The following is a 21,579-nucleotide window of genomic DNA, read 5'->3' as shown; positions in this document are numbered from 1 at the left end:
CTCCCCGTCCCACGGGAGCGGCGGCGTCGCCGTGTGTACGCCCTCGGCGGGGCACGCCCGACCCCGCCGATCAGCTTGGCGCGGGGGCCAGTTCGGTGTCCCGCCGGACCAGGGCGGCGTAGCGGCCGCCCTGTTGGAGGAGTTCGTCATGGCTGCCGCGCTCGGCGGTTCGGCCGCCGTCCAGGACGACGATCTGGTCGGCGTCGCGGACGGTGGAGAGCCGGTGGGCGATGGTGATGGTGGTCCGTCCCGCGGAGAGTGCGTCGATCGCTTCCTGCACGGCGAATTCCGTACGGGTGTCGAGGGCGCTCGTCGCCTCGTCGAGCACCAGGACGGGCGGGTCGCGCAGGATCGTACGGGCGATGGCAAGGCGTTGTTTCTCGCCGCCCGAGAAACGGTAGCCGCGTTCACCGACCAGGGTGTCGTAGCCGTCGGGCAGTGAGGCGATGTGGTCGTGGATCTGCGCCGCACGGGCGGCTGCCTCGATTTCGGCGTCGGTCGCATCCGGCTTGGCGAAGCGCAGGTTGTCGGCGACCGAGGCATGGAAGAGATACGTCTCCTGAGAGACCACACCCACGGCCCGCGCCAGGGTGTCGAAGTCCAGATCGCGTACGTCGACGCCGTCGAGCGTGACCCGGCCGCCGGTGACGTCGTAGAGCCTGGGCACCAGATAGCTGAGCGTGGACTTGCCGGACCCGGTCGGTCCGACGACCGCCAGGCTGCCACCGGCCGGCACGGTCACATCGACGCCGCTGAGGGTCGGGCCGTTCTTCTCGTCGTAACTGAAGTCGACGTCCTCGAAGCGGATCTCGCCTCGGATCTTCTCCAGCCGGACAGGGTTCTCGGGCTCGGTGATGTCCACCTCGAGATCGAGGTACTCGAAGATCCGCTGGAAGAGCGCGAGGGACGTCTGCATCTGCACGCCGGTGGAGAGCAGACTCACGGCGGGCCGGAAGAGCCCCTGCTGAAGCGAGACGAAGGCGACGAGCGTGCCGATGGAGACGGCAGGGCCGCCGGACTGCAGGGCCATGCCCGCCGCCCAGTAGATGACGGCGGGCATGGCCGCCATGACGATGCCGATCGTCGACATCCGCCACCGCCCGGCCATGCTGGAGCGCACTTCGAGGTCGACCAGCTTCTCGGACTCCTCGGCGAAGCCCTTGGTGAGGGAGTCCGCCCGGCCCATCGTCCGGCCGAGCAGGATGCCGCTGACGGAGAGCGACTCGGTGACCGTGGCCGCCATGGCGGCCATCTGCTTCTGGCGCTGGGTGGTGATCTTCTTGCGCTCACGGCCGACCCTGCGGCTGATCCAGACGAAGACCGGAAGCAGGAGGAGCGAGACGAGGGTGAGCCGCCAGTCGAGCGCGAGCATGGCGACGACCGTGGCGACGACCGCGGTGAGATTGGAGACCAGTGACGTCGCGGTGGAGGTGACGGTCGCCTGCATGCCGCCAATGTCGTTGGCGATGCGGGACTGCACCTCGCCGGTGCGGGTCCTGGTGAAGAACGCGAGCGGCATCCGCTGCAGCTGCGCGTAGACCGCGGTGCGCAGGTCGTGCATGACACGCTGGCCGACCGTGGTGGAGATCAGGGTCTGCAGCACACCGAAGACGCTGTTCATCACGGCGGTGAGGACCATGCCGAGGGCGAGCAGCGACAGCAGTCCCGTACGCCCCTGCGGGATGGCGGTGTCCAGGATTTCGCGCAGCAGGAACGGCGAGGCGACCGACACCAGCGACGAGGCGCCGACGAGCAGCCCGACCAGGGCGAGCCGGCCTCGGTAGGGACGGAAGAGGCGCAGGATGCGGCGCAGCTCTGCGGGCGGGCGGCGGCTCCCGTCCCGGGGCGGGGGTGTCCAGGTGATTTCGTCGGGTTTCATGGGCTCCTTCGTCAGGCGCGCGACAGCGAGGGCTCGGGCTGGGGACTCCAGCCGAGAACTCGGGCTTTTGAGAGCATAGATCATTGTTACCTATGTTCACAATGCACAAGGTCCTGATATTGTTCCTCTCATGGACTCCTCCGACGCCGATGGCGTGCTCGCCGAGCAGTTGCTGCGGGTGACCCGCAGGCTCCAGCGGATTCAGAGCCGCCAGCTGGAGCCGATCGGCATAACTCCCGCACAGTTCCGGCTGCTCCGCATCGTCGCGCATTACGACGGGCCGCCCCGGATGGCGGACCTCGCGCAGCGCCTGGATGTCGTACCGCGTGCCGTGACCAGTCTGGTCGACGGCCTGGAGGCGAGCGGCCGGGTGCGTCGCGCCCCCGATCCGGACAGCCGCCGGGTGGTCCGGATCGAAATCACCGAGGAGGGCCTCGCCACCCTCCGGTCGCTGCGCGACGCGCGCCGGGCCGCCGCAGAGGAGATCCTGGCCCCGTTGACCGCCGATCAGCGCGAGGTGCTGGGCGGGCTGTTGTCCGCCCTGGTCAACGGAATGCCGGAGCGCCGCTGCTGAACCTGTCGGACACACGTACACCGGATGGGTGCAGCGTGTGAGCCAGTCGCCGTACCGAGTACCGAACCGAACCGCCGAGGAGTCTCGACATGCCACTGCTGGAGCCGAAGCCGGAAGCACTCCGCCCTGGTGCGGTGCGTGCACCGTCCCTGGACCGGGTCCCCGACCGGCAGGCTCCGGGCACACCCGAACCGCTGCGCGGCGAGCTGATCGGCCTGCTGGGGCCGGGGAAGGTGCTGTGGAAGGTCTCCGACCTGGTGAAGTACGCCTCCGATGCCAGTCCCTACCGGTTCGTCCCCCAGGTCGTCGTGGTCCCGGAGGACATCGACGACATCTCGGCGATCCTGTCGTACGCGCACGGAAAGGGCCGCGAGGTCGTCTTCCGGGCGGCCGGCACCAGTCTGAACGGCCAGGCCCAGGGTGAGGACATCCTTGTCGACGTGCGCCGGCACTGGGCGGGCATCGAGATCCTGGACGACGGCGCGCAGGCCCGAATCCGGCCGGGTACGACGGTCCTGCGGGCCAACGCCACCCTCGCCCGGCACGGCCGGCTGCTGGGGCCCGATCCGGCCAGCGCCATCGCCTGCACGATCGGCGGAGTCGTCGCCAACAACGCCTCCGGAATGACCGCGGGAACGACCCGCAATTCGTACCGCACCGTCTCCTCCCTCACCTTCGTACTGCCGAGCGGCACGGTCGTCGACACTGCGGATCCGGCAGCGGACGAGGACCTGGCCCATGCCGAGCCGCGGCTGTGCGAGGGGCTGCTGGCCCTCAAGGCGGAGATCGAGGCGGATGCCGAGCTCACCGCCCGGATCCGTGCCAAGTACGAGATCAAGAACACCAACGGCTACCGGCTCGACGCCTTCCTCGACGGCTCGACGCCCGTACAGATCCTGCGCGGTCTGATGGTCGGCTCCGAGGGCACCTTCGGCTTCATCTCCGAGGTCGTGTTCGACACACTGCCGCTGGACCGTCGCATCTCCACCGCCCTGCTGTTCTTCCCCTCCCTGACCGCGGCGGCGGCCGCCGTGCCCCGCTTCAACGAGGCGGGGGCGATCGCCGTCGAGTTGATGGACGGCAACACGCTGCGTGCGTCGGTGAGCGTCCAGGGCGTGCCCGCGGACTGGGCCGAGCTGCCCAAGGAGACCACGGCACTGCTGGTGGAGTTCCGGGCTCCGGACGAGGCGGGCCAGGAGGCGTACGAGCGGGCGGCGGCCACCGTCGTCGCGGGGCTCGGCCTCGTCGCCCCCGTTGCCTCGGTGACCAATGAGTTCACGCGCGAAGCCAAGGTCATCTCCGGCTACTGGAAGGCCCGCAAGGCGTTCGTCACCGCGGTCGGCGGCTCCCGGCCCTCGGGTACGACGCTGATCACGGAGGACTTCGCGGTGCCGCCCTCCCGGCTGGCCGATGCCTGTGAGGCCCTGCTCGGACTTCAGGCGGAGCACGGCTTCGACGCCGCCGTCGCCGGCCATGCGGCGCACGGCAATCTGCACTTCCTGCTCGCCTTCGACGCGGCGAAGCCGTCCGATGTCGACCGCTACGCCGCGTTCATGGACGACTTCTGCCGGCTGACGGTGGAGCGCTTCGACGGCTCCTTGAAGGCGGAGCACGCCACCGGCCGTAATATCGCCCCCTTCCTGGAGCTGGAGTGGGGCCCGAAGGCGACCGGGCTGATGTGGCGCACGAAGCAGATCATCGACCCCGACGGAGTGCTGGCGCCCCGGATCGTCCTCGACCGCGACCCGAAGGCCCATCTGCGCGGGCTGAAGACCATCCCCAGGGTCGAGCCGATCGCCGACCCGTGCATCGAGTGCGGCTTCTGCGAACCGACGTGTCCCAGCGAGGACTTGACCACCACCCCGCGCCAGCGGATCGTGCTGCGCCGGGAGATGATGCGGCAGCCGGACAGTTCACCGGTGGAGGCGCAGCTGCTCGACGCGTACGGCTATGACGCCGTCGACACCTGCGCGGGCGACTCGACCTGCAAGCTCGCCTGCCCGGTCGGCATCGACACCGGCGCCATGATGAAGGACTTCCGCCACCAGCGGCACTCGCCACGCGAGGAGCGGATCGCGGCGCTCACCGCGAAGAACTTCAAGGCGGTGGAGGTGGCGGCACGGCTCGCGGTCGCCGCGGCCGACCGGATCGGCGACCGGATCGGTGACGGGCCGCTGGAGACTCTCACCGGGCTCGCCCGCAAGGCCGTGCGCCCCGATCTGGTGCCCGAGTGGCTGCCCGAGATCCCCGGCGCCGCCGCCCGGAAGCTGCCCCGTACCTCCCGTGTCGGGGCGAGCGCCGTCTATTACCCGGCGTGTGTGAACCGTATCTTCGGCGGTCCCGAAGGCCATCGCGGCCCGTCGCTTCCGCAGGCCGTCGTCGCCGTCTCCGCCCGCGCCGGAAAGCCGGTGTGGATCCCGGACGATGTGGCGGGGACCTGCTGCGCGACGATCTGGCACTCCAAGGGGTACGACGCGGGCAATGCCGTGATGGCCAACCGCATTGTGGAAGCGGCCTGGGGCTGGACGGCAGGCGGAAAGCTGCCGCTGGTCGTCGACGCCTCGTCGTGCACGCTGGGCATCGCCCATGAGGTGGTGCCCTATCTCACCGACGACAACCGGGAGTTGCACCGGGAGCTGACCATTGTCGACTCCCTGGTCTGGGCGGCCGACGAACTGCTTCCTGAGCTGACGGTCCTCCGCAAAATCGACTCGGCGGTCCTCCATCCGACGTGTTCCATGCAGCATCTGGACGACGTGGAGCAGCTGCGCACGGTCGCGGAGGCCTGCGCGGAGGAGGTCGTGATCCCGGACGACGCCGGGTGCTGCGCCTTCGCGGGCGACCGCGGCATGCTGCACAAGGAGTTGACGGCCTCCGCGACGGCGAAGGAGGCCGCCGAGGTGAATGCGCGGGAGTACGACGCGTATCTCTCGGCCAACCGGATGTGCGAGATCGGTATGGACCGGGCCACGGGGCAGTCGTACTACTCGGTGCTGATGGAGCTGGAGCGGGCCACGCGGCCGGGCGCTGTGGTGCGGTGATCACCGGGCCCGTCCGGCGGCCGATTCGTCCTCGGCCGCCGGACGGGCCCGACGATGCCCTCTGACAGCCGGGCGGGCTCAGTCTCCGAGCCCGCCCGGCTTTTGCGTGGGCACAAAAGTCCATGGTTTCGAAGCAGGAGTCCAATCACTCCCCTTGCGCATCAGCAGTCCCAACTACCAGGGTCCTTACCTAGGTTCATTCACCAGCCGCGCACGTCAGACCCCCCTTCTGGAGGATCGATGAACGACGCAGCACAGCAGGACGACGGTACGCAGGACGGCGACGAAGGCTCGATGAGCCGTCGCTCGGTCCTGTGGACGACCGCCTCAGTGGCCGGTGCCGGGCTCGGACTCGGCGCTCTCAACAGCGGCACCGCGGCCGCTGCCACCCCCTCCCGGAGCCCGGAGGCCACTCCCACGGGACAGGCGGCCGCTCCGAAGCGCCAGGGGCGCACCATGGCAGGGGTGCCGTTCGACCGGCGCTCCACCGTCCGGGTCGGCATCGTCGGCCTCGGCAACCGCGGTGGCAGCATGATCGATCTCTTCCTCGCCGTCACCGGCGTACAGGTCGTCGCCGTGTGCGACCCGGTCAAGGCCAAGGCCGAACGGGCGGCGGCGAAGGTGACCGCCGCCGGTCAGCCGGCGCCCGCCGTCTACACCAACGGCGAGGACGACTACGAGAATCTCTGCAAGCGCGGGGACATCGACTTCGTCTATGTGGCGACGCCCTGGGACTTCCACTTCGAGATGGCGAAGACCGCCATGCTGAACGGCAAGCATGTCGGCGTGGAGTGTCCGATCGCTCTCCAGCTCGACCAGCTCTGGGAGTTGGTCGACCTCTCCGAGCGCACCAGACGCCACTGCATGCAGCTGGAGAACTGCTGTTACGGGCAGAACGAGATGCGGGTGCTGCGCATGGCGCATGCCGGTCTCTTCGGTGATCTGCTGCACGGCGCGGGCGCGTACAACCACGATCTGCGCGGCCTGATGTTCGACCCGGGGTACTACGAAGGTCCCTGGCGCAGGCTGTGGCACACCAGGTTGCGGGGCGATCTCTACCCCAACCACGGGTTCGGTCCGGTCGCCAACTACATGGACATCAACCGCGGCGACCGTGCGGTGAGCATCACCAGTGTCGGATCCCCGTCCCTGGGGCTCGCCGAGTACCGCGAGAAGAACATGCCGGCCGGTGATCCGAGCTGGAAGGAGACCTATATCGAGAGCGACCGGACGATCAGTCTCGTCCAGACCGCCAAGGGACGGGTCATCCGGCTGGAGCACGATGTGTCCACTCCGCATCCGTACTCGCGGATCAACAGTCTCGGCGGTACGAAGGGTGTCTTCGAGGACTACCCGGCCCGTATCTACATCGAGCCCGACCACACGGACGACAACTGGGGTGACTTCGCCAAGTACACCCAGTGGGACCACTGGCTGTGGAAGGAACACGCCAACCCGCCCGGCGGTCACGGCGGTATGGACTACATGCTGGTGTTCCGGCTGATGCAGTGCATGCGGCTCGGCCTCGTCCCCGACTTCGATGTGTACGACGCGGCGACCTGGACGTCACCCGTTCCGCTCAGCCATCTGTCCATCAAGGCGAAGGGCGCGCCGCAGCAGATTCCGGACTTCACCCGCGGCGAGTGGAAGAAGGCACGCTCCGGCATGGACTCGGAGAATCCGGAGAAGGCCTGACGGGCCGGTACGACGGGCTGCGGGGCCTGCTCCGGTCGAGCCGGCCCCGCGGCACCTCCCCCGCAGCACCTCCCCGGCCCGCATCGTGACCATGGCGCGATATGTGCCGTTCCTGGAGAAAACCAATTGCTCCGACGGACGTCCCGGGGCGAACCTTGCACGGTTTGAGTCATTCACCGAGCAAACCGACACACACCGAACCATGGGACGTCATGCAGATTCGCGATCTTCCGTACCCGGATCCAGGCGATCCCGATGTCCGGTCAGGCCCACGCTTCCTGTTCTGGCTCGGCCGCAATCAGCTGCGCGGCCAGCTCAAGTCCATGTCCTGGGGCCTTTTGCACCAGTGCTCCCTTGCCGGGCTGCCGCCTGCCGTCGGCTTCGCCGTGCAGGCGGTCGTCGACCGTTCCGGCAGCCGGCTCGCGTGGGCGGGCGGCCTGATCGCCGTCCTGGGTGTGCTGATCGCGCTGGGCGACACCATGCTCCACCGGACCGCCGTCACCAACTGGATCACTGCCGCCGCGCGCGTTCAGCAACTGCTGGCCCGTAAGACCGCGGAGCTCGGCGCGGCGCTGACCCGCCGGGTCGCCGCGGGCGAGGTCGTCGCGGTGTCCACCGGCGACGTCGAGAAGATCGGCTGGTTCGTCGAGGCGCTCTCCCGCTTCGCGGCGGCCGCCGCCGCCCTCGTACTGATCTGCGTGGGGCTCATCCTCTATCTGCCGTCGCTGGGCGTCCTGGTGGCACTCGCCCTGCCACTGCTGGCACTGGCTGTGCTGCCGCTGCTCCCCCGGGCCACCCGGCGCGCCGACCTCCAGCGCGAAAAGGCGGGCAAGGCCACCGAACTGGCCTCGGACACCGTTGCCGGGCTGCGGGTACTGCGCGGAATCGGCGGCGAGGAGCTGTTCCTGGGCCGCTACCGGCGCGCCTCGCAGGAGGTCCGCAAGGCCGCGGTGCGCAGCGCGCGGATGTGGTCGCTGATCTCGGCGATCCAGGTGCTGCTGCCGGGCGTGCTGCTCATCTCGCTGGTCGTGTACGGAGCGACGCTGGCCCGCGACGGCCGGATCGAGGTCGGTCAGCTGGTCACGGTGTACAGCGCGGCGTCACTGCTGCTGTTCCCACTGCGGCACTTCGAGGAGATCGCGATGGCGTACTCCTTCTCGCGGCCCTCCGCCCAGCGCGCGGTCCGGGTGCTGTCACTGCACCGCACGGACCGGCCGTCGACCGTCGACGCAGCACCGACCGGCGACCTGTACGACCCGGTCACCGGGCTGATGGCCCCGGCCGGCCTGTTCACCGCGGTGGTCTGCGGCGATCCGGACGAGGCGGGCCGGCTGGCCGAGCGTCTCGGCGGACACGCGCATGCGAACGCGGACTCGGACGAGGTCGGGAACGGGGCGGAGGATTCGACGGAGAACGGAACGCGCGGCTCCACGACCGGGCAGAAGACCCCGTCCGTCCTGCTCGGTGGCGTACCACTGGACGAACTCCCGCTGGACTCGGCGCGGACCGCCGTACTGGTCCAGGACAAGGACCCGGTACTGCTCTCCGGCACGCTGCGCGAGCTGCTCGACGTTCCGTCGTCCGGCCGGGTGAGCGCCGAGGACGCGCTGTCCGCCGCCCAGTGCGGCGATGTGCTGGACTCATTGGCGCAGGCGTCCGTCGACACGGACGGCGACCCGATGACGACACGCATCACCGAACGCGGCCGGTCGCTCTCGGGCGGCCAGCGCCAGCGGCTCGCTCTGGCCCGCTCGTTGGTGACCGACCCGGAGGCGCTGGTTCTCGACGAGCCGACCTCCGCCGTCGACTCGCACACGGAGGCACGGGTCGCCGCCGGAATCAAGGCACTGCGCCAGGGCCGCACGACCGTGGCGTTCGCCTCGTCACCGCTGCTGCTCGACCTCGCGGACCGGGTGGTGCTGGTGCACCGGGGCACGGTCGTCGCAGTCGGCGCACACCGTGAACTCCTGCACACGGACCCCCGCTACCGGGCAGTCGTGACGCGCGAGACGGACGACGAAATCGCGGTCCTGACCTCTCAGGACGCGACCAAGCGGAGCAGGACGATCGAGGAAGTCGAGGAACGGGCATGATCGGCGTCGCAGAACCGGCGTACGACCCGGCCGCACCGGAGTCGGTGACGACCCTGCCGGTCGGCACCCCCACCACCGTACGGAGCTATGTACGGGAGTTGCTGCGGCGCCACCGCAGGCCGTTCACCGTGCTCATCTCGTTCAACGCCATCGCGGTGATCGCCTCGATCGTCGGCCCCTATCTGCTGGGCGGGCTGGTCGAGGACCTCTCCGACGGCGTCACCGACCTGCATCTGGAGCGCACCGCCGGGGTGTTCGCGCTCGCGCTGATCGTGCAGACCGTGTTCACGCGGATGATGCGCCTGCGCAGCGCGATGCTCGGTGAGGAGATGCTGGCCGATCTGCGCGAGGACTTCCTCGTACGGTCGGTCGGGCTGCCGCCGGGCGTGCTGGAGCGGGCCGGGACCGGTGATCTGCTCTCCAGGATCACCACGGACATCGACCGGTTGGCCAATGCGATGCGCGAGGCCGTGCCGCAGCTGGCGATCGGTGTGGTGTGGGCGGGGCTGCTCCTGACCGCACTCGCCGTGACGGCTCCGCCGCTGGCGCTCTCGGTTCTGGTCGCCCTGCCCGTCCTGGTCCTCGGCTGCCGCTGGTACTTCAGGCGGGCGCCGTCCGCGTACCGTTCGGAGGCCGCCGGATATGCGGCGGTCGCGGCGATGCTCGCGGAGACCGTGGATGCCGGACGGACCGTGGAGGCCCACCGTCTGGGTGCGCGCCGGGTGGCGCTGTCGGACCGGCGGATCAAGGAGTGGACGGCTTGGGAGCGGTACACGCTCTTCCTGCGTTCCGTGCTCTTCCCTGTCATCAATGTCACCTACGTGACGATTCTCGGCGCGGTGCTGATGCTCGGCGGCTGGTTCGTCATCGAGGGCTGGCTGACCGTGGGGCAGCTGACGACGGGTGCGCTGCTGGCGCAGATGATGGTCGACCCGATCGGCCTGATCCTGCGCTGGTACGACGAGTTGCAGGTCGCGCAGGTGTCGCTGGCCCGGCTGGTCGGCGTACGGGACATCGAGCCGGACGCGGGCGATGCGGAGGTCGTCCCGGACGGCCGTGATGTCCGGGCGGACGAGGTGCACTTCGGCTACCGCGCCGGGCTCGACGTCCTGCACAAGGTGTCATTGGACGTCACACCGGGTACGCGCCTCGCGCTGGTCGGCCCGTCCGGTGCCGGCAAGTCCACGCTGGGCCGGCTGCTGGCCGGGATCTACGCCCCGCGTACGGGTGAAGTCACGCTCGGTGGCGCGGAGTTGTCACGGATGAAGGCGGAGCGCGTACGTACGCATGTGGCGCTGGTCAACCAGGAGCACCATGTGTTCGTCGGTTCGCTGCGCGACAACCTCCTGCTGGCCCGTACCGACGCCGGGGACACCGAGCTGTGGGCGTCGCTCGCGGCGGTCGACGCGGACGGCTGGGCGAGGTCCCTGGAGGAGGGGCTGGACTCCGAGGTCGGTTCCGGCGGCCTGGCGCTGACGCCGGCTCAGGCCCAGCAGATCGCACTGGCCCGGCTGGTCCTGGCCGATCCGCACACGCTGGTGCTGGACGAGGCGACGTCGTTGCTGGACCCGCGGGCCGCGCGGCACCTGGAGCGTTCACTGGCCCGGGTGCTGGACGGTCGCACGGTCGTGGCGATCGCCCACCGGCTGCACACCGCACACGACGCGGATGTGATCGCGGTGGTGGAAAGCGGCCGGATCAGTGAGCTGGGAAGCCATGACGAGCTGGTGGCGGCGGACGGCGCCTATGCGGCGCTGTGGCGGTCCTGGCACGGCTGAGAAAGCCTCCGTGACCGCCGACGGGCGCCGGGTGCTGGCCGGCGACTACAACGGAGGCGTACGCGTGTGGGCGGCGGACAGTGGCCGCTGCCTGCACGAGCTGACCCCCGACGGTGCCGATGTCGTCGCAACCGCCGTCGACGCCGAGGGCCTGACCGGCCTGGTGGTCCGCGGCCAGGCGCCGTTGGAGATGTGGGACCTCACCCGCGGCGAGCGGGTGCCGCTGCCGGACGGGGTCGAAGCCGCGTCCGTCACCGCTGTCGCGCTCAGCGGTGACGGTACGGTCGGCACCACCGGTCACGCTGACGGCACCTTGCAGTTCTGGAGCCTCCGCACCGGGGAGATCCTGCGGCGGGTGCGGGCCCATGGAGGGCCCGTGGACGCTCTGAGCCTGAGCGTCGACGGCTCCGTCGCACTGTCCGCCTCGTCCGACACGCCGCGAGATCAGACGGTCCGCGCCTGGGACGTCGCCACCGGACGGTGTCATGCGGTTCTGACCACGCCGTCGGACGAGCGGGGGCACGGGGCCTGGGGGGTGGTCCACTACGGCAGCGCGCTCCCGGCCGACGCGCGGCACGCGCTGCAGATCTGGGCCGAAGGACCGATGGTCCTGTGGGACTCCCGGACGAGCCGTGTCGTCGCCGAGGTACGGCACCGCCTCCGGCATGTGCACATCAGTGCGCTCGCCCCGAGCGGCTCCCTCGCGGTCGTGGGAATCAGCGGCGTGCCGGTCCGCGTGTGGGAACCGCTGACCGGCCGCTGCCTGCGCACGCTCGAATCCGAGGATCCGGACCGCGCGGACGACACGGCATTCGCCCGATCCGCCGCCCTCAGTGCCGACGGCCGCACCGCCGTTCTGGGTCTGCACGAGGCGATCCGCGTGCAGCCGATGCCGTCGGTCGGCTACCGGGCCCCCTGGGCGTATGCCCGCCCCAAGGCCGCAGGGGAACTGACCGACCACGGCGAGCGGTTCCGGGCCCGGATGGAACAGGCGCTCCGGCTCGCACGCCAGGGGCGGTTCGCGCAGACCGCGGACTGTCTGCGGGCCGCGGAGGCGGTTCCGGGCTTCGAGCGACACCCCGAACTGCGGGACGCGTGGAGACAGGTGGGCCGGCACGGGCGCCGGGTGGGGCTGCACGGCGCGTGGTCGGGTTTCGACCTCGACGGGGCCGGGCACTTCCCCGATCCGCTCACACTCGCGCGCTCAGCCGGAACGGCAACTACTTCGCCACCGTCCGGCTCGGGGGACCGATCGACGTCTGGAATGCGGCCGACGGCCGACGATTCGCCGAATTCACCTGGGACATGGGGACGGCGAGCACCCTCCTTCTGACCGGCAACGACCAGGCGGCCATCCTCCACGACAACTACCGCCGGAGCGTGTCCTTGCTCGATCTCGTCGGCGACTGCGCCTACCCCCTGTCGAGCACCGGCAAGGTCGAGGCGATGGCGATGACTCCGGCGGGGGACCGGGTGCTCACCGGCGAGAGCAGCGGCGAACTGCGCTGGTGCGATCTGGCGATCGACAGGGCGCAGCGCACGGTCAATGCGCATTGGGGCACCGTCACGTCCCATCGCCTTGCCGTGGCCGCGGTCGCCATCAGCGTCGACGGCCGGTTCGCGGCGTCGAGGGCCCATACCCGCGAGAATGTGTCCGAGACCTGGTACCGCCTTGAGGACGAGATCTGCCTGTGGGATCTGCGATCGGGCGAGCGGCTGCGGAATCGCACCGAGCGGCCTCCCGGACTCAGCCTGGGCTTCAGCCCTGATGGCCGAACGCTGCTGGACTACGGTGGCCACGGCCTGTGGGCCTTCGACACCCTGACGGGCCGACAGCTCTACTCGGTGGAGGGCACCAACAACGAACACATTCTGGCGACCAGCGCCGACGGCCGGCGGGGAGTGACCGCCGACTACTCGACGCTGACCGTGTTCGACCTCGCCACGGGTCACGTCCTGCGATCGCTCCCCGACGCGGGCGAGACCACGGCGCTCGCCCTCACCGGCGAGGGCCGGTTCGCCGTGACCGGTGTCCGCGGACGGCAGATCCGCGTCTGGGATCTGGACACCGGCCGCCTGCTGCGCGTTCTGGAGGGACATCGGAGCAAGGTGCACACCGTGGCCCTCAGTGAAGACGACCACCGGCTGGTGAGCGGCGACTACCACGGCACTGTCCGGGGGTGGGAGCTCAACTGGGACTTCGACTTCACGCCGCAGCCGTCACCCGGTGGGGAAGGCCGCGGACAGCGTGCCCCCCTCGGTGTCGTTGATCGTCCGCGCCGGTTCGTCCGCCGAGGTCCACACCTTCACCCGCCGCACTACCTGCCTGGTCGGGCGCGGCGAGGAATGCGGCATCCGGCTGACCCGGAGCGAGAAGAAGGTCTCCCGCCACCACTGCATGTTCGACGTCAATCCGCCGCACCTGCGGGTGAAGGATCTCGGCAGCCGCAACGGCACGTACGTCAACGGGAGGCCGCTGAAGGGGGGCCCGGCCGCCCGGGAGCTGACCGATGGAGACGAAATCCGCCTCGGAAACGCGCTCCTGCTGGTCACTGTCACCGACGCGAAGCCCGCGACCGCACCCGATGCCCGCCAGGACCCCGCCGACGCCCTGCACACGCTGCTGGCCGCCGCGGACGCCGGCGAAACCGACCTCACCGCGATCCGCGGCTACCAACTGCTCCAGGAGCTCGGCCGTGGCGGGCAGGGCGTCGTCCACCTCGCCCGCCGAGAGGAGACCGGTGAACTCCTCGCCTTGAAGACGCTGTTGGCCCATGGTTCCGTCAGCAGTACGGCCCGCGACGGGTTCCTGCGCGAGTTCGCCTGCACGCGGGCCCTACGGCACCGCAATGTGGTCGCCTTCCACGGTGGCGGCGTGCACGGCAGCACGTTCTACTTCACCTGCGAGTTCTGCCGTTGGGGCAGTGTCGCCGACTGGGTCGTCCGGGTCGGCGGCAGACTGAGCGTCGAACAGGCGCCGGCGATCACCCTGCAGACGCTGCGCGGCCTTGACTACGCGCACGCCGCGGAGGTACCCGTACGGCTCCCCGACGGGACCGTCACTGTGCGTCACGGGCTGGTGCATCGCGACATCAAACCGCAGAATCTGCTGCTCACCGGCGACCGGAAGCGGATGACACTCAAGATCGCGGACTTCGGCCTGGCCAAGGCTTTCGACAGCGCCGGACTGTCCGGGCACACCCTGACCGGCGCGATGGGCGGAAGCCTGGCCTTCATGCCGCGCGGCCAGGTGATCGACTTCAAGTACGCTCGTCCGGAGGCCGATCTGTGGGCCGTGATGGCCTGCCCGTACTGGATGCTCACCGGCTCGGCCCCACGTGACTTCCCGCCCGGCGCCGACCCGGTAGCCGTCGTCCTGCGCGAGCCGCCGGTGCCGGTACGTGACCGATTGCCCTCCCTCCCCCGGCGGCTCGCCGAGCTGATCGACGCCGGTCTCATCGACCGGCCCCGGATCACTCTGACCACCGCCTTTGACCTTCGGAGCGCGATCCGTCAGGCCATGTGAGGCGCACCCTCCACTGCAACGGAAGAGGTCTGAGGTCCAGGCCCCTGCGGGGGTATCTGCACATGCACACGGGCTGTCTCCGCGGGGATCGGATGGCGGCTCTTCAGCCGCGCTTCGAGGCCCGGACGATCCGGGCCACGATCTCATCGGCGGTGCGCCGGGGGTGGAGCCGGGCGAGGAACACTTCGCGGGCTACCGCAAGGCCCTGGAGGCGGCCGGGCTGCCGGTGCCCGGTGAGCTGGTCGCCTGGACCGGCTTCACCCGCGAGGGCGGGCGGGCCGGGGCCGCCACCGTGCTGAGCGCCGCGGAGCGGCCGGACGCCGTGGTGTGCGCCAACGACCTGATCGCGATCGGCGCGCTGGGCACGGCGCGGGCCGCCGGGCTGCGGGTGCCGCACGACGTGGCGATCACCGGGTACGACGACATCGAGGCGGCCTCACTGGTCTCCCCCCGCCCTCACCACGGTCCTCAACCCGGCCCGGGAGATCGGCCGTTCGGCCGCGCAACTGCTGGTCGACCGGCTCGACGGGGACGGTCCGGGAACGTCCAGGGAGATCGTCCTGGCCCACCGCCTGGTACCCCGCGAGTCGGCCTGAGCGCTCCGACGGCCTGAATCCGGGCGCCCGGAACCCGGCGCTCGGACCACAGCCGTCGGACCACGGCGGTCAGATGAAGTTCAGCGCGGCCGCCCCGCCCACTCCCCCGAGCACCATGAAGGCCGGCATCAGCACCTTCAGCTCCACCCAGCTGCCGGCCCGGAACCGCATGCCCTTCGGCGGCCCGATCGGGTACCAGCGCTTGCGGCCCAGCGGGATGGGCCACAGGATCGGGCAGCCGGAGACGGTCAGCGCGTCACCGATGTCATGGACCAGCGCGCCGAGCACGATCGGCAGCCCGAGCCACAGATACTCCTGGCCGGGGGCGCTGAACAGCCAGTCCGAGCCGTTCCCCGGCTTGTCCAGGACGCCGGCCAGTATCCAGGCACTGGTCGCACCGAGCAGCCACACCAGGACGTCGCTGGACATCCGGGCAGCCCGCCACAGCAGCCCTTCGACGGCGAGCACCAGGTGGACGAAGAGGATCGCCAGGACCGCCCACCGGCCGCCGGTGATCGCCGCGGCGGAGGCCCCGGCGCCGATCAGGACCGCCCACAGCCAGGTGTGCGTCAGGGTACGGTGGCCGCCGTTCCTGCGGGGGTCGCCGGAGCCCCGGGTCGCCTTGTAGACGGCGTGGGAGAGCTTGTCGACGATCTCGCAGAGTCCCCGGGAGACCGGCCCGAAGGCGCGCGAGATGGTCGCGGACTTGTGGTCGAGGTCCGGGGCGAGCGCGGCTCCGGCGGTGATCAGCGCACCGACGACGAGGACGGGCCACGGCATCGCGTGGCCGGCGGCGGCCGCCGCCGCGCCCACCCCCAGCCAGGCCGCCGCCCCTGACAGTGAGTGTGCCGGTCCCATCATTGTTCTTCCCGCCCCCAAAGTTGTCCTGCTGCCATTGCCGCCCGGGCACGGCCGAGTTGAGTGGGCAGCGTATCGTCCGTGATCTTCATACGGTCGTCCGGTTCCCTCATCCGGGCGGAAGGCAGGCAAGATGGGGGCGTGACCCTTATCGATCAGCTGCCCCCGACCGACGACCCCGACGCCCTCTTCGAGGCCTTCTCGTCATGGACCGAGACGCAGGGCATCACCCTCTATCCCGCTCAGGAGGAGGCGCTGATCGAGGTGGTCTCCGGCGCGAATGTGATCCTTTCCACCCCGACCGGCTCCGGAAAGAGCCTGGTCGCGGCTGCTGCGCACTTCACCGCCCTGGCCCAGGACAAGGTCACCTTCTACACCGCACCGATCAAGGCGCTGGTCTCGGAGAAGTTCTTCGACCTGTGCAAGCTGTTCGGTACGGAGAACGTCGGGATGCTCACCGGCGACGCCTCCGTCAACGCCGACGCCCCGGTGATCTGCTGCACGGCCGAGGTGCTGGCCTCCATCGCCCTGCGCGACGGGAAGTACGCCGACATCGGCCAGGTCGTGATGGACGAGTTCCACTTCTATGCGGAGCAGGACCGGGGCTGGGCCTGGCAGATCCCGCTCCTGGAGCTGCCGCAGGCCCAGTTCGTCCTGATGTCGGCCACGCTCGGTGACGTCAGGATGTTCGAGCAGGACCTGACCCGCCGCACCGGCCGCCCCACTTCCGTGGTGCGCTCCGCGACCCGGCCGGTGCCGCTCAGTTACGAGTACCGGCTGACCCCGATCACCGAGACCCTCACCGAACTCCTGGAGACCAGGCAGTCGCCGGTCTACATCGTGCACTTCACCCAGGCCGCGGCCGTCGAGCGGGCGCAGTCGCTGATGAGCATCAATATGTGCACCAAGGAGGAGAAGGAGAAGATCGCCGATCTCATCGGCAACTTCCGCTTCACCACCAAGTTCGGCCAGAACCTCTCCCGCTATGTGCGCCACGGCATCGGCGTGCACCACGCGGGCATGCTGCCGAAGTACCGGCGCCTGGTGGAGAAGCTCGCCCAGGCCGGTCTGCTGAAGGTGATCTGCGGTACCGACACCCTCGGCGTCGGCGTCAACGTACCCATTCGCACCGTGCTGTTCACGGCACTCACCAAGTACGACGGCACCCGCGTCCGTACGCTGCGCGCACGTGAGTTCCACCAGATCGCGGGCCGCGCGGGCCGGGCCGGATTCGATACTGCGGGGTTCGTCGTGGCGCAGGCGCCCGAGCACGTCATCGAGAACGAGAAGGCCGTCAAGAAGGCGGGCGACGACCCGAAGAAGAAGCGCAAGGTGGTCCGCAAGAAGGCCCCGGAGGGCTTTGTCGCCTGGTCGGAGACCACCTTCGACAAGCTGATCCAGTCCGATCCGGAGCCGCTGACCTCCCGCTTCCGGGTCACGCACACGATGCTCCTGTCCGTGATCGCGCGCCCCGGCAATGCCTTCGAGGCGATGCGGCATCTGCTGGAGGACAACCACGAGCCGCGCAGGGCGCAGCTGCGGCACATCCGCCGGGCCATCGCGATCTACCGCTCGCTGCTGGACGGCGGTGTCGTGGAGCAGCTCGACAAGCCGGACGCGGAGGGCCGGATCGTCCGGCTCACCGTCGATCTCCAGCAGGACTTCGCGCTCAACCAGCCACTGTCCACCTTCGCGTTGGCCGCGTTCGACCTGCTGGACCCCGACTCCCCCTCGTACGCGCTGGACATGGTCTCCGTCGTCGAGTCGACGCTCGACGACCCGCGGCAGATCCTCGCCGCCCAGCAGAACAAGGCGCGCGGCGAAGCGGTCGGGCAGATGAAGGCGGACGGAGTCGAGTACGAGGAGCGCATGGAGCTGCTCCAGGACGTCACGTACCCGAAGCCGCTGAGCGAGCTGCTGTGGCATGCCTACGACGTGTACCGCAGGAGCCACCCGTGGGTGGGAGACCACCCGGTGTCGCCGAAGTCCGTGATCCGTGACATGTACGAACGCGCCATGACGTTCACGGAGTTCACCTCCAACTACGAGCTGGCCCGCACCGAGGGCATCGTGCTGCGCTATCTCGCGAGCGCGTACAAGGCTCTTGAACACACCATCCCGGACGACATCAAGTCCGAGGACCTTCAGGACCTGATCGCCTGGCTCGGCGAGATGGTCCGTCAGGTGGACTCCAGCCTCCTCGACGAATGGGAGCAGCTCGCCAACCCGGAGGTGGAGACCGCCGAGGAGGCGCAGGAGCGGGCCGACGAGGTGAAGCCGGTCACGGCCAACGCCCGCGCCTTCCGGGTGCTGGTGCGCAACGCGATGTTCCGCCGGGTCGAACTGGCCGCGCTGGACAAGGTCGCCGCGCTCGGCGAGCTGGACGGCGACGCGGGCTGGGACGAGGACGCGTGGGGCGATGCGATGGACGCCTACTGGGACGAGTACGAGGATCTGGGCACCGGTCCGGACGCCCGCGGACCGAAGCTGCTGAAGATCGACGAGGACGCCGCGCACGGCCTGTGGCGGGTCCGGCAGACCTTCGCCGACCCGAAGGGCGACCACGACTGGGGCATCAGCGCCGAGATCGATCTGGCGGCCTCCGACGAAGAGGGCCGGGCGGTCGTCAGGGTCACCTCGGTCGGCCAGCTGTGACCGCGCCCGCCGTGCTTACGGCACTCCTGCGAGAGTGGAGACGAACCGCATGACGAACCCCGCCGAGCGCCTGGTCGACCTCCTCGACCTGGAGCGGATCGAGGTCAACATCTTCCGCGGGCGCAGCCCCGAGGAGTCCCTGCAGCGGGTCTTCGGCGGCCAGGTCGCCGGGCAGGCCCTCGTGGCGGCCGGTCGTACCACCGACGGGGACCGGCCGGTCCATTCCCTGCACGCCTACTTCCTGCGGCCGGGCCGGCCCGGCGTGCCGATCGTCTACGAGGTCGAGCGCATCCGGGACGGCCGGTCGTTCACCACCCGCCGGGTCACGGCCGTACAGCAGGGCCGGACGATCTTCAATCTGACGGCGTCCTTCCACCGGCCGGAGGAGGCGGGCTTCGAGCACCAGCTGCCGCCCGCCCGCGAGGTCCCGGATCCCGAGGAGCTGCCGACCGTCGCCGAGGAGGTGCGTGAGCACCTCGGGGCGCTTCCGGAGGCGCTGGAGCGCATGGCCCGCCGGCAGCCCTTCGACATCCGGTACGTCGACCGGCTGCGCTGGACGCAGGAGGAGACCAAGGGCGCGGACCCGCGCAGCGCGGTCTGGATGCGTGCGGTCGGCCCGCTGGGCGACGATCCGCTGGTGCACACCTGCGCGCTGACGTATGCCAGTGACATGACGCTGCTCGACGCGGTCCGTATCCCGGTGGAGCCGCTCTGGGGTCCGCGCGGTTTCGACATGGCGTCGCTGGACCACGCGATGTGGTTCCACCGCCCGTTCCGGGCCGACGAGTGGTTCCTCTACGACCAGGAGTCGCCGATCGCAACGGGCGGACGAGGGCTGGCGCGCGGCCGGATCTACGACCGCGGAGGCAATCTGCTCGTGTCCGTGGTGCAGGAGGGGCTGTTCCGCCGCCTGGGCGAGTAGCCGTGCCCGGGCTCAGATACCGGGGAGCGGGTCCTGCTCGACCTCGTGGCGGCGGCTGCGGATGTCCGGGGGCGCCGGGTGCAGTTTGGCGTCGCAGGCGGGGCCGAGGCCGGTGCGGCGTGACTCCATGCCGGTGAGCGGGCGCCCGCACATGCGGCAGCGCACCACCCGTCGGCGCGCGGTCCGGTCGGCCGGACCTTCGGGCAACGGCTCGACGCCGGATTCGGGAAAGGGTTCAGGGGACTCCACGAATCGATCTTCTCAAGACGCCCGTCTACTCTGCGACTTCCGAACGGCACACAACGGAGGAGTTCGCGGGTGAGCAGCGTGCTGACATTGGAGTCGGTCCCCCGGCCGAAGAAGGACAAGAAGGCGGAAGGGGACATCACCCCGGATGCGGTCGCGCCCATCGGCCATGTCGTCAAGTTCGCGGACGAGCCCGGCGGGGAGTCCCGGGTGGTCGCCCATGTGGAGCGCGAACTGCCGCAGGGCGGGATACCCGCGTACCTCGCGGCACGCAAGACGGGTGCGCGTTCCTTCGTCCTGTGGGCCGACCCCGATCGCCGGGCCCGGCTGGCGACCCTGGTCACCACGTCCGCGGCCGATGGCGTCGCCACGTACCGGGTGCTGGGCGCGCAGGGTGAGCCCATCGGCACACTCGTCCGCGAGAAGGCCCTCTCCGGGAAGGGGCTGCGGACCCGCTGGACGGTCGCGCAGACCGGTTGCCAGGAGGCGGTCGGCCTCAAGGGCCGGATCTTCTGGTGGTATGTGTGGTGGCTGTTGTTCCCCGTCCAGGTGGCCATCGGCGTGGGCAGCCTCCTGAGCGGCAGCGGCGATGTGGCGCGGGGGCCGCGGCGCATCATCTGGCGGGCCGGCCAGGATGTCCCGCTGGAGTTCCGGTCGGACGACGACGAGATCCATGTCCACGCACCGTGGGTCGACTGGCGGCTCACCGCCGCGCTGACGGCGCTGATCCGCACCTTCGACAGCTGGATGGGCACCCCCTGGGACGACAAGCGGCAGTGAGCCGCAGCGGCGCCGGCGGCCGGCCCGGACCCGTCAGGGGGCGAGGATTCTGGCCTTCTGAGCCGCGAACTCGCTGTCGCTCAGCACTCCTTGACTCTTGAGGTCACCGAGTTCCTTGAGCTGAGCGATCTTGTTGCTCATCTCGTCCTCCGGCGCGAGAGACGTGGGAGCGGGCGGCAAAGGCGCTGCGAGGGCGGGCTGGGCCTGTGCCTGCGAGGCGTCCTGCCGCGCCCAGCGGCCCGCCTGCCGCCGGGAGACCCGGTTGGAGACCGAGGTGGCGGTTCCGGCGATCACCGCTGTACGGGCGACGCCGCGAAGAATGCCTGGCATGGTGCATCTCCTTTGACTGACTCTGCGGGGACGGTTCCGCCCGACCGAGGGTCAGCGGGGACGGTCGGCCCGACGAGACCGTGAACGGCTCAGACCCTGGACTCGGCCGCGTCGAGCGAGGCCAGGACCTCCTGGATCGGGATACGCCCGTTGGCGACGAGCCGGCCTCCGGAGCGGCGCAGTGCGGCCGCGAGGGGTCCCGCCCACACGTTCTCGTAGATGAGGATTCCGGCAGCGCTGCCGGGTTCGAGGACCGTACTCGCCTCGTCGATGTCGTCCTGGCCGAGCAGGCCCGAGGACGCCCCTTCGAACACGGCAAGGTCATCGCTGCCGTCCCCGGTCACCTCGGAGAGTTCCACGCCCTCGACCGTTCCGTCCTGGTTCTTCCTGACGAAGATCAGATCCAGGATCCGGATGATGCCCCGGTCGACCAGGTCGACCAGCAGGGGCAGTCCTTCTCCCGTCATCCGGCTTCCCGCCGGGAACTCGATCACCAGGTAGTCGATCGGTCCCGTCTCGTCGCTCTCGCCACTCACGCCAGCTCCTCAGAATCTCGACTGCCCCGGTTCCGCCGGAGACCACGGCCTCGGCCATTGCAACAGCGGG

At 70.0% G+C, this 21,579-nt stretch carries 16 protein-coding genes and 2 pseudogenes; 13 read left to right on the top strand and 5 right to left on the bottom strand.

Annotation, left to right across the window (positions count from 1 at the left end; translation table 11 throughout):
• Window positions 1–70 precede the first annotated feature (70 nt).
• Window positions 71–1,879: an ABC transporter ATP-binding protein gene (locus NRF20_RS38300; RefSeq protein ID WP_398630877.1), complete on the bottom strand. Its 1,809-nt coding sequence runs from the start codon at window positions 1,877–1,879 to the stop codon at window positions 71–73.
• A 130-nt stretch (window positions 1,880–2,009) separates the two neighbouring features.
• Between NRF20_RS38300 and NRF20_RS38295 the strand changes: the two genes are divergently transcribed.
• The 10 genes and pseudogenes from NRF20_RS38295 to NRF20_RS38250 all read left to right on the top strand — a co-directional run bounded on the left by NRF20_RS38295 (window position 2,010) and on the right by NRF20_RS38250 (window position 15,182).
• Complete coding sequence (locus NRF20_RS38295; RefSeq protein ID WP_398630876.1) at window positions 2,010–2,453, top strand: MarR family winged helix-turn-helix transcriptional regulator; 444 nt, start codon at window positions 2,010–2,012, stop codon at window positions 2,451–2,453.
• 89 nt (window positions 2,454–2,542) lie between these two features.
• The gene (locus tag NRF20_RS38290) at window positions 2,543–5,494 is read left to right on the top strand and encodes an FAD-binding and (Fe-S)-binding domain-containing protein (RefSeq protein WP_413754059.1); all 2,952 of its coding nucleotides are present in this window, start codon (window positions 2,543–2,545) and stop codon (window positions 5,492–5,494) included.
• A 240-nt stretch (window positions 5,495–5,734) separates the two neighbouring features.
• On the top strand, window positions 5,735–7,189 hold the full coding sequence (locus NRF20_RS38285) for a Gfo/Idh/MocA family protein (RefSeq protein ID WP_266363901.1): 1,455 nt from the start codon (window positions 5,735–5,737) through the stop codon (window positions 7,187–7,189).
• Between the two features lie 212 nt (window positions 7,190–7,401).
• Entirely contained in the window at window positions 7,402–9,282 is a 1,881-nt protein-coding gene (locus NRF20_RS38280; protein WP_398630874.1) for an ABC transporter transmembrane domain-containing protein, read from the top strand.
• Entirely contained in the window at window positions 9,279–11,060 is a 1,782-nt protein-coding gene (locus tag NRF20_RS38275; protein WP_398630873.1) for an ABC transporter ATP-binding protein, read from the top strand. The genes NRF20_RS38280 and NRF20_RS38275 overlap by 4 nt, the downstream gene beginning before the upstream one ends.
• 10 nt (window positions 11,061–11,070) lie before the next feature.
• Window positions 11,071–12,393 (top strand): WD40 repeat domain-containing protein, encoded by a 1,323-nt coding sequence (locus NRF20_RS38270; protein WP_413754058.1) that lies wholly within the window; start codon window positions 11,071–11,073, stop codon window positions 12,391–12,393.
• Window positions 12,366–13,232, top strand: a pseudogene (locus tag NRF20_RS38265) (WD40 repeat domain-containing protein); the annotation flags it as partial. The gene NRF20_RS38270 and the pseudogene NRF20_RS38265, both read left to right, overlap by 28 nt.
• A gap of 76 nt (window positions 13,233–13,308) precedes the next feature.
• On the top strand, window positions 13,309–14,586 hold the full coding sequence (locus tag NRF20_RS38260) for a protein kinase domain-containing protein (protein ID WP_413754057.1): 1,278 nt from the start codon (window positions 13,309–13,311) through the stop codon (window positions 14,584–14,586).
• Window positions 14,552–15,025 (top strand): annotated as a pseudogene (locus tag NRF20_RS38255) (substrate-binding domain-containing protein); the annotation flags it as partial. The gene NRF20_RS38260 and the pseudogene NRF20_RS38255, both read left to right, overlap by 35 nt.
• A gap of 46 nt (window positions 15,026–15,071) precedes the next feature.
• The gene (locus tag NRF20_RS38250) at window positions 15,072–15,182 is read left to right on the top strand and encodes a hypothetical protein (RefSeq protein WP_398630900.1); all 111 of its coding nucleotides are present in this window, start codon (window positions 15,072–15,074) and stop codon (window positions 15,180–15,182) included.
• Window positions 15,183–15,251: 69 nt separating this feature from the next.
• Here NRF20_RS38250 and NRF20_RS38245 read toward each other — a convergent pair whose 3' ends face one another.
• Window positions 15,252–16,043: a metal-dependent hydrolase gene (locus NRF20_RS38245; RefSeq protein ID WP_266363888.1), complete on the bottom strand. Its 792-nt coding sequence runs from the start codon at window positions 16,041–16,043 to the stop codon at window positions 15,252–15,254.
• Window positions 16,044–16,181: 138 nt separating this feature from the next.
• On the opposite strand from NRF20_RS38245, the gene NRF20_RS38240 reads away from it, so the two are divergent.
• Both NRF20_RS38240 and NRF20_RS38235 read left to right on the top strand, forming a co-directional pair.
• Complete coding sequence (locus NRF20_RS38240) at window positions 16,182–18,695, top strand: DEAD/DEAH box helicase (protein WP_398630870.1); 2,514 nt, start codon at window positions 16,182–16,184, stop codon at window positions 18,693–18,695.
• Window positions 18,696–18,744: 49 nt separating this feature from the next.
• Window positions 18,745–19,617: an acyl-CoA thioesterase gene (locus NRF20_RS38235; RefSeq protein ID WP_398630869.1), complete on the top strand. Its 873-nt coding sequence runs from the start codon at window positions 18,745–18,747 to the stop codon at window positions 19,615–19,617.
• A 12-nt stretch (window positions 19,618–19,629) separates the two neighbouring features.
• On the opposite strand, the gene NRF20_RS38230 is transcribed toward NRF20_RS38235, so the two are convergent.
• Window positions 19,630–19,866 (bottom strand): DUF6011 domain-containing protein, encoded by a 237-nt coding sequence (locus tag NRF20_RS38230; RefSeq protein ID WP_398630868.1) that lies wholly within the window; start codon window positions 19,864–19,866, stop codon window positions 19,630–19,632.
• Between the two features lie 69 nt (window positions 19,867–19,935).
• Between NRF20_RS38230 and NRF20_RS38225 the strand changes: the two genes are divergently transcribed.
• Window positions 19,936–20,643, top strand: coding sequence for a hypothetical protein (locus tag NRF20_RS38225; RefSeq protein ID WP_398630867.1), 708 nt, complete (start codon window positions 19,936–19,938; stop codon window positions 20,641–20,643).
• A 33-nt stretch (window positions 20,644–20,676) separates the two neighbouring features.
• Here NRF20_RS38225 and NRF20_RS38220 read toward each other — a convergent pair whose 3' ends face one another.
• Window positions 20,677–20,973 (bottom strand): SHOCT domain-containing protein, encoded by a 297-nt coding sequence (locus NRF20_RS38220; RefSeq protein WP_413754056.1) that lies wholly within the window; start codon window positions 20,971–20,973, stop codon window positions 20,677–20,679.
• 89 nt (window positions 20,974–21,062) lie between these two features.
• Window positions 21,063–21,509 carry a DUF6325 family protein gene (locus NRF20_RS38215; protein ID WP_266363875.1) on the bottom strand — a complete coding sequence of 149 codons (447 nt, stop codon included), beginning with the start codon at window positions 21,507–21,509 and terminating at the stop codon, window positions 21,063–21,065.
• Window positions 21,510–21,579 lie beyond the last annotated feature (70 nt).

Origin of the sequence: Streptomyces sp. R-74717, assembly GCF_047305335.1 — a bacterium.
GTDB lineage: Bacteria > Actinomycetota > Actinomycetes > Streptomycetales > Streptomycetaceae > Streptomyces > Streptomyces atratus.
The sequence above is the reverse complement of the archived record's forward strand: the minus strand, read 5'-3'. Positions and strand labels throughout refer to the sequence as shown.

Excerpts from the sequence above, each read along its gene's own strand:
- NRF20_RS38275 (WP_398630873.1), top strand. The coding sequence starts at position 9,279 with ATGATCGGCGTCGCAGAACCGGCGTACGACCCGGCCGCACCGGAGTCG.
- NRF20_RS38280 (WP_398630874.1), top strand. The coding sequence starts at position 7,402 with ATGCAGATTCGCGATCTTCCGTACCCGGATCCAGGCGATCCCGATGTC.
- NRF20_RS38235 (WP_398630869.1), top strand. The coding sequence starts at position 18,745 with ATGACGAACCCCGCCGAGCGCCTGGTCGACCTCCTCGACCTGGAGCGG.
- NRF20_RS38285 (WP_266363901.1), top strand. The coding sequence starts at position 5,735 with ATGAACGACGCAGCACAGCAGGACGACGGTACGCAGGACGGCGACGAA.
- NRF20_RS38220 (WP_413754056.1), bottom strand. The coding sequence starts at position 20,973 with ATGCCAGGCATTCTTCGCGGCGTCGCCCGTACAGCGGTGATCGCCGGA.
- NRF20_RS38300 (WP_398630877.1), bottom strand. The coding sequence starts at position 1,879 with ATGAAACCCGACGAAATCACCTGGACACCCCCGCCCCGGGACGGGAGC.
- NRF20_RS38245 (WP_266363888.1), bottom strand. The coding sequence starts at position 16,043 with ATGATGGGACCGGCACACTCACTGTCAGGGGCGGCGGCCTGGCTGGGG.
- NRF20_RS38290 (WP_413754059.1), top strand. The coding sequence starts at position 2,543 with ATGCCACTGCTGGAGCCGAAGCCGGAAGCACTCCGCCCTGGTGCGGTG.
- NRF20_RS38295 (WP_398630876.1), top strand. The coding sequence starts at position 2,010 with ATGGACTCCTCCGACGCCGATGGCGTGCTCGCCGAGCAGTTGCTGCGG.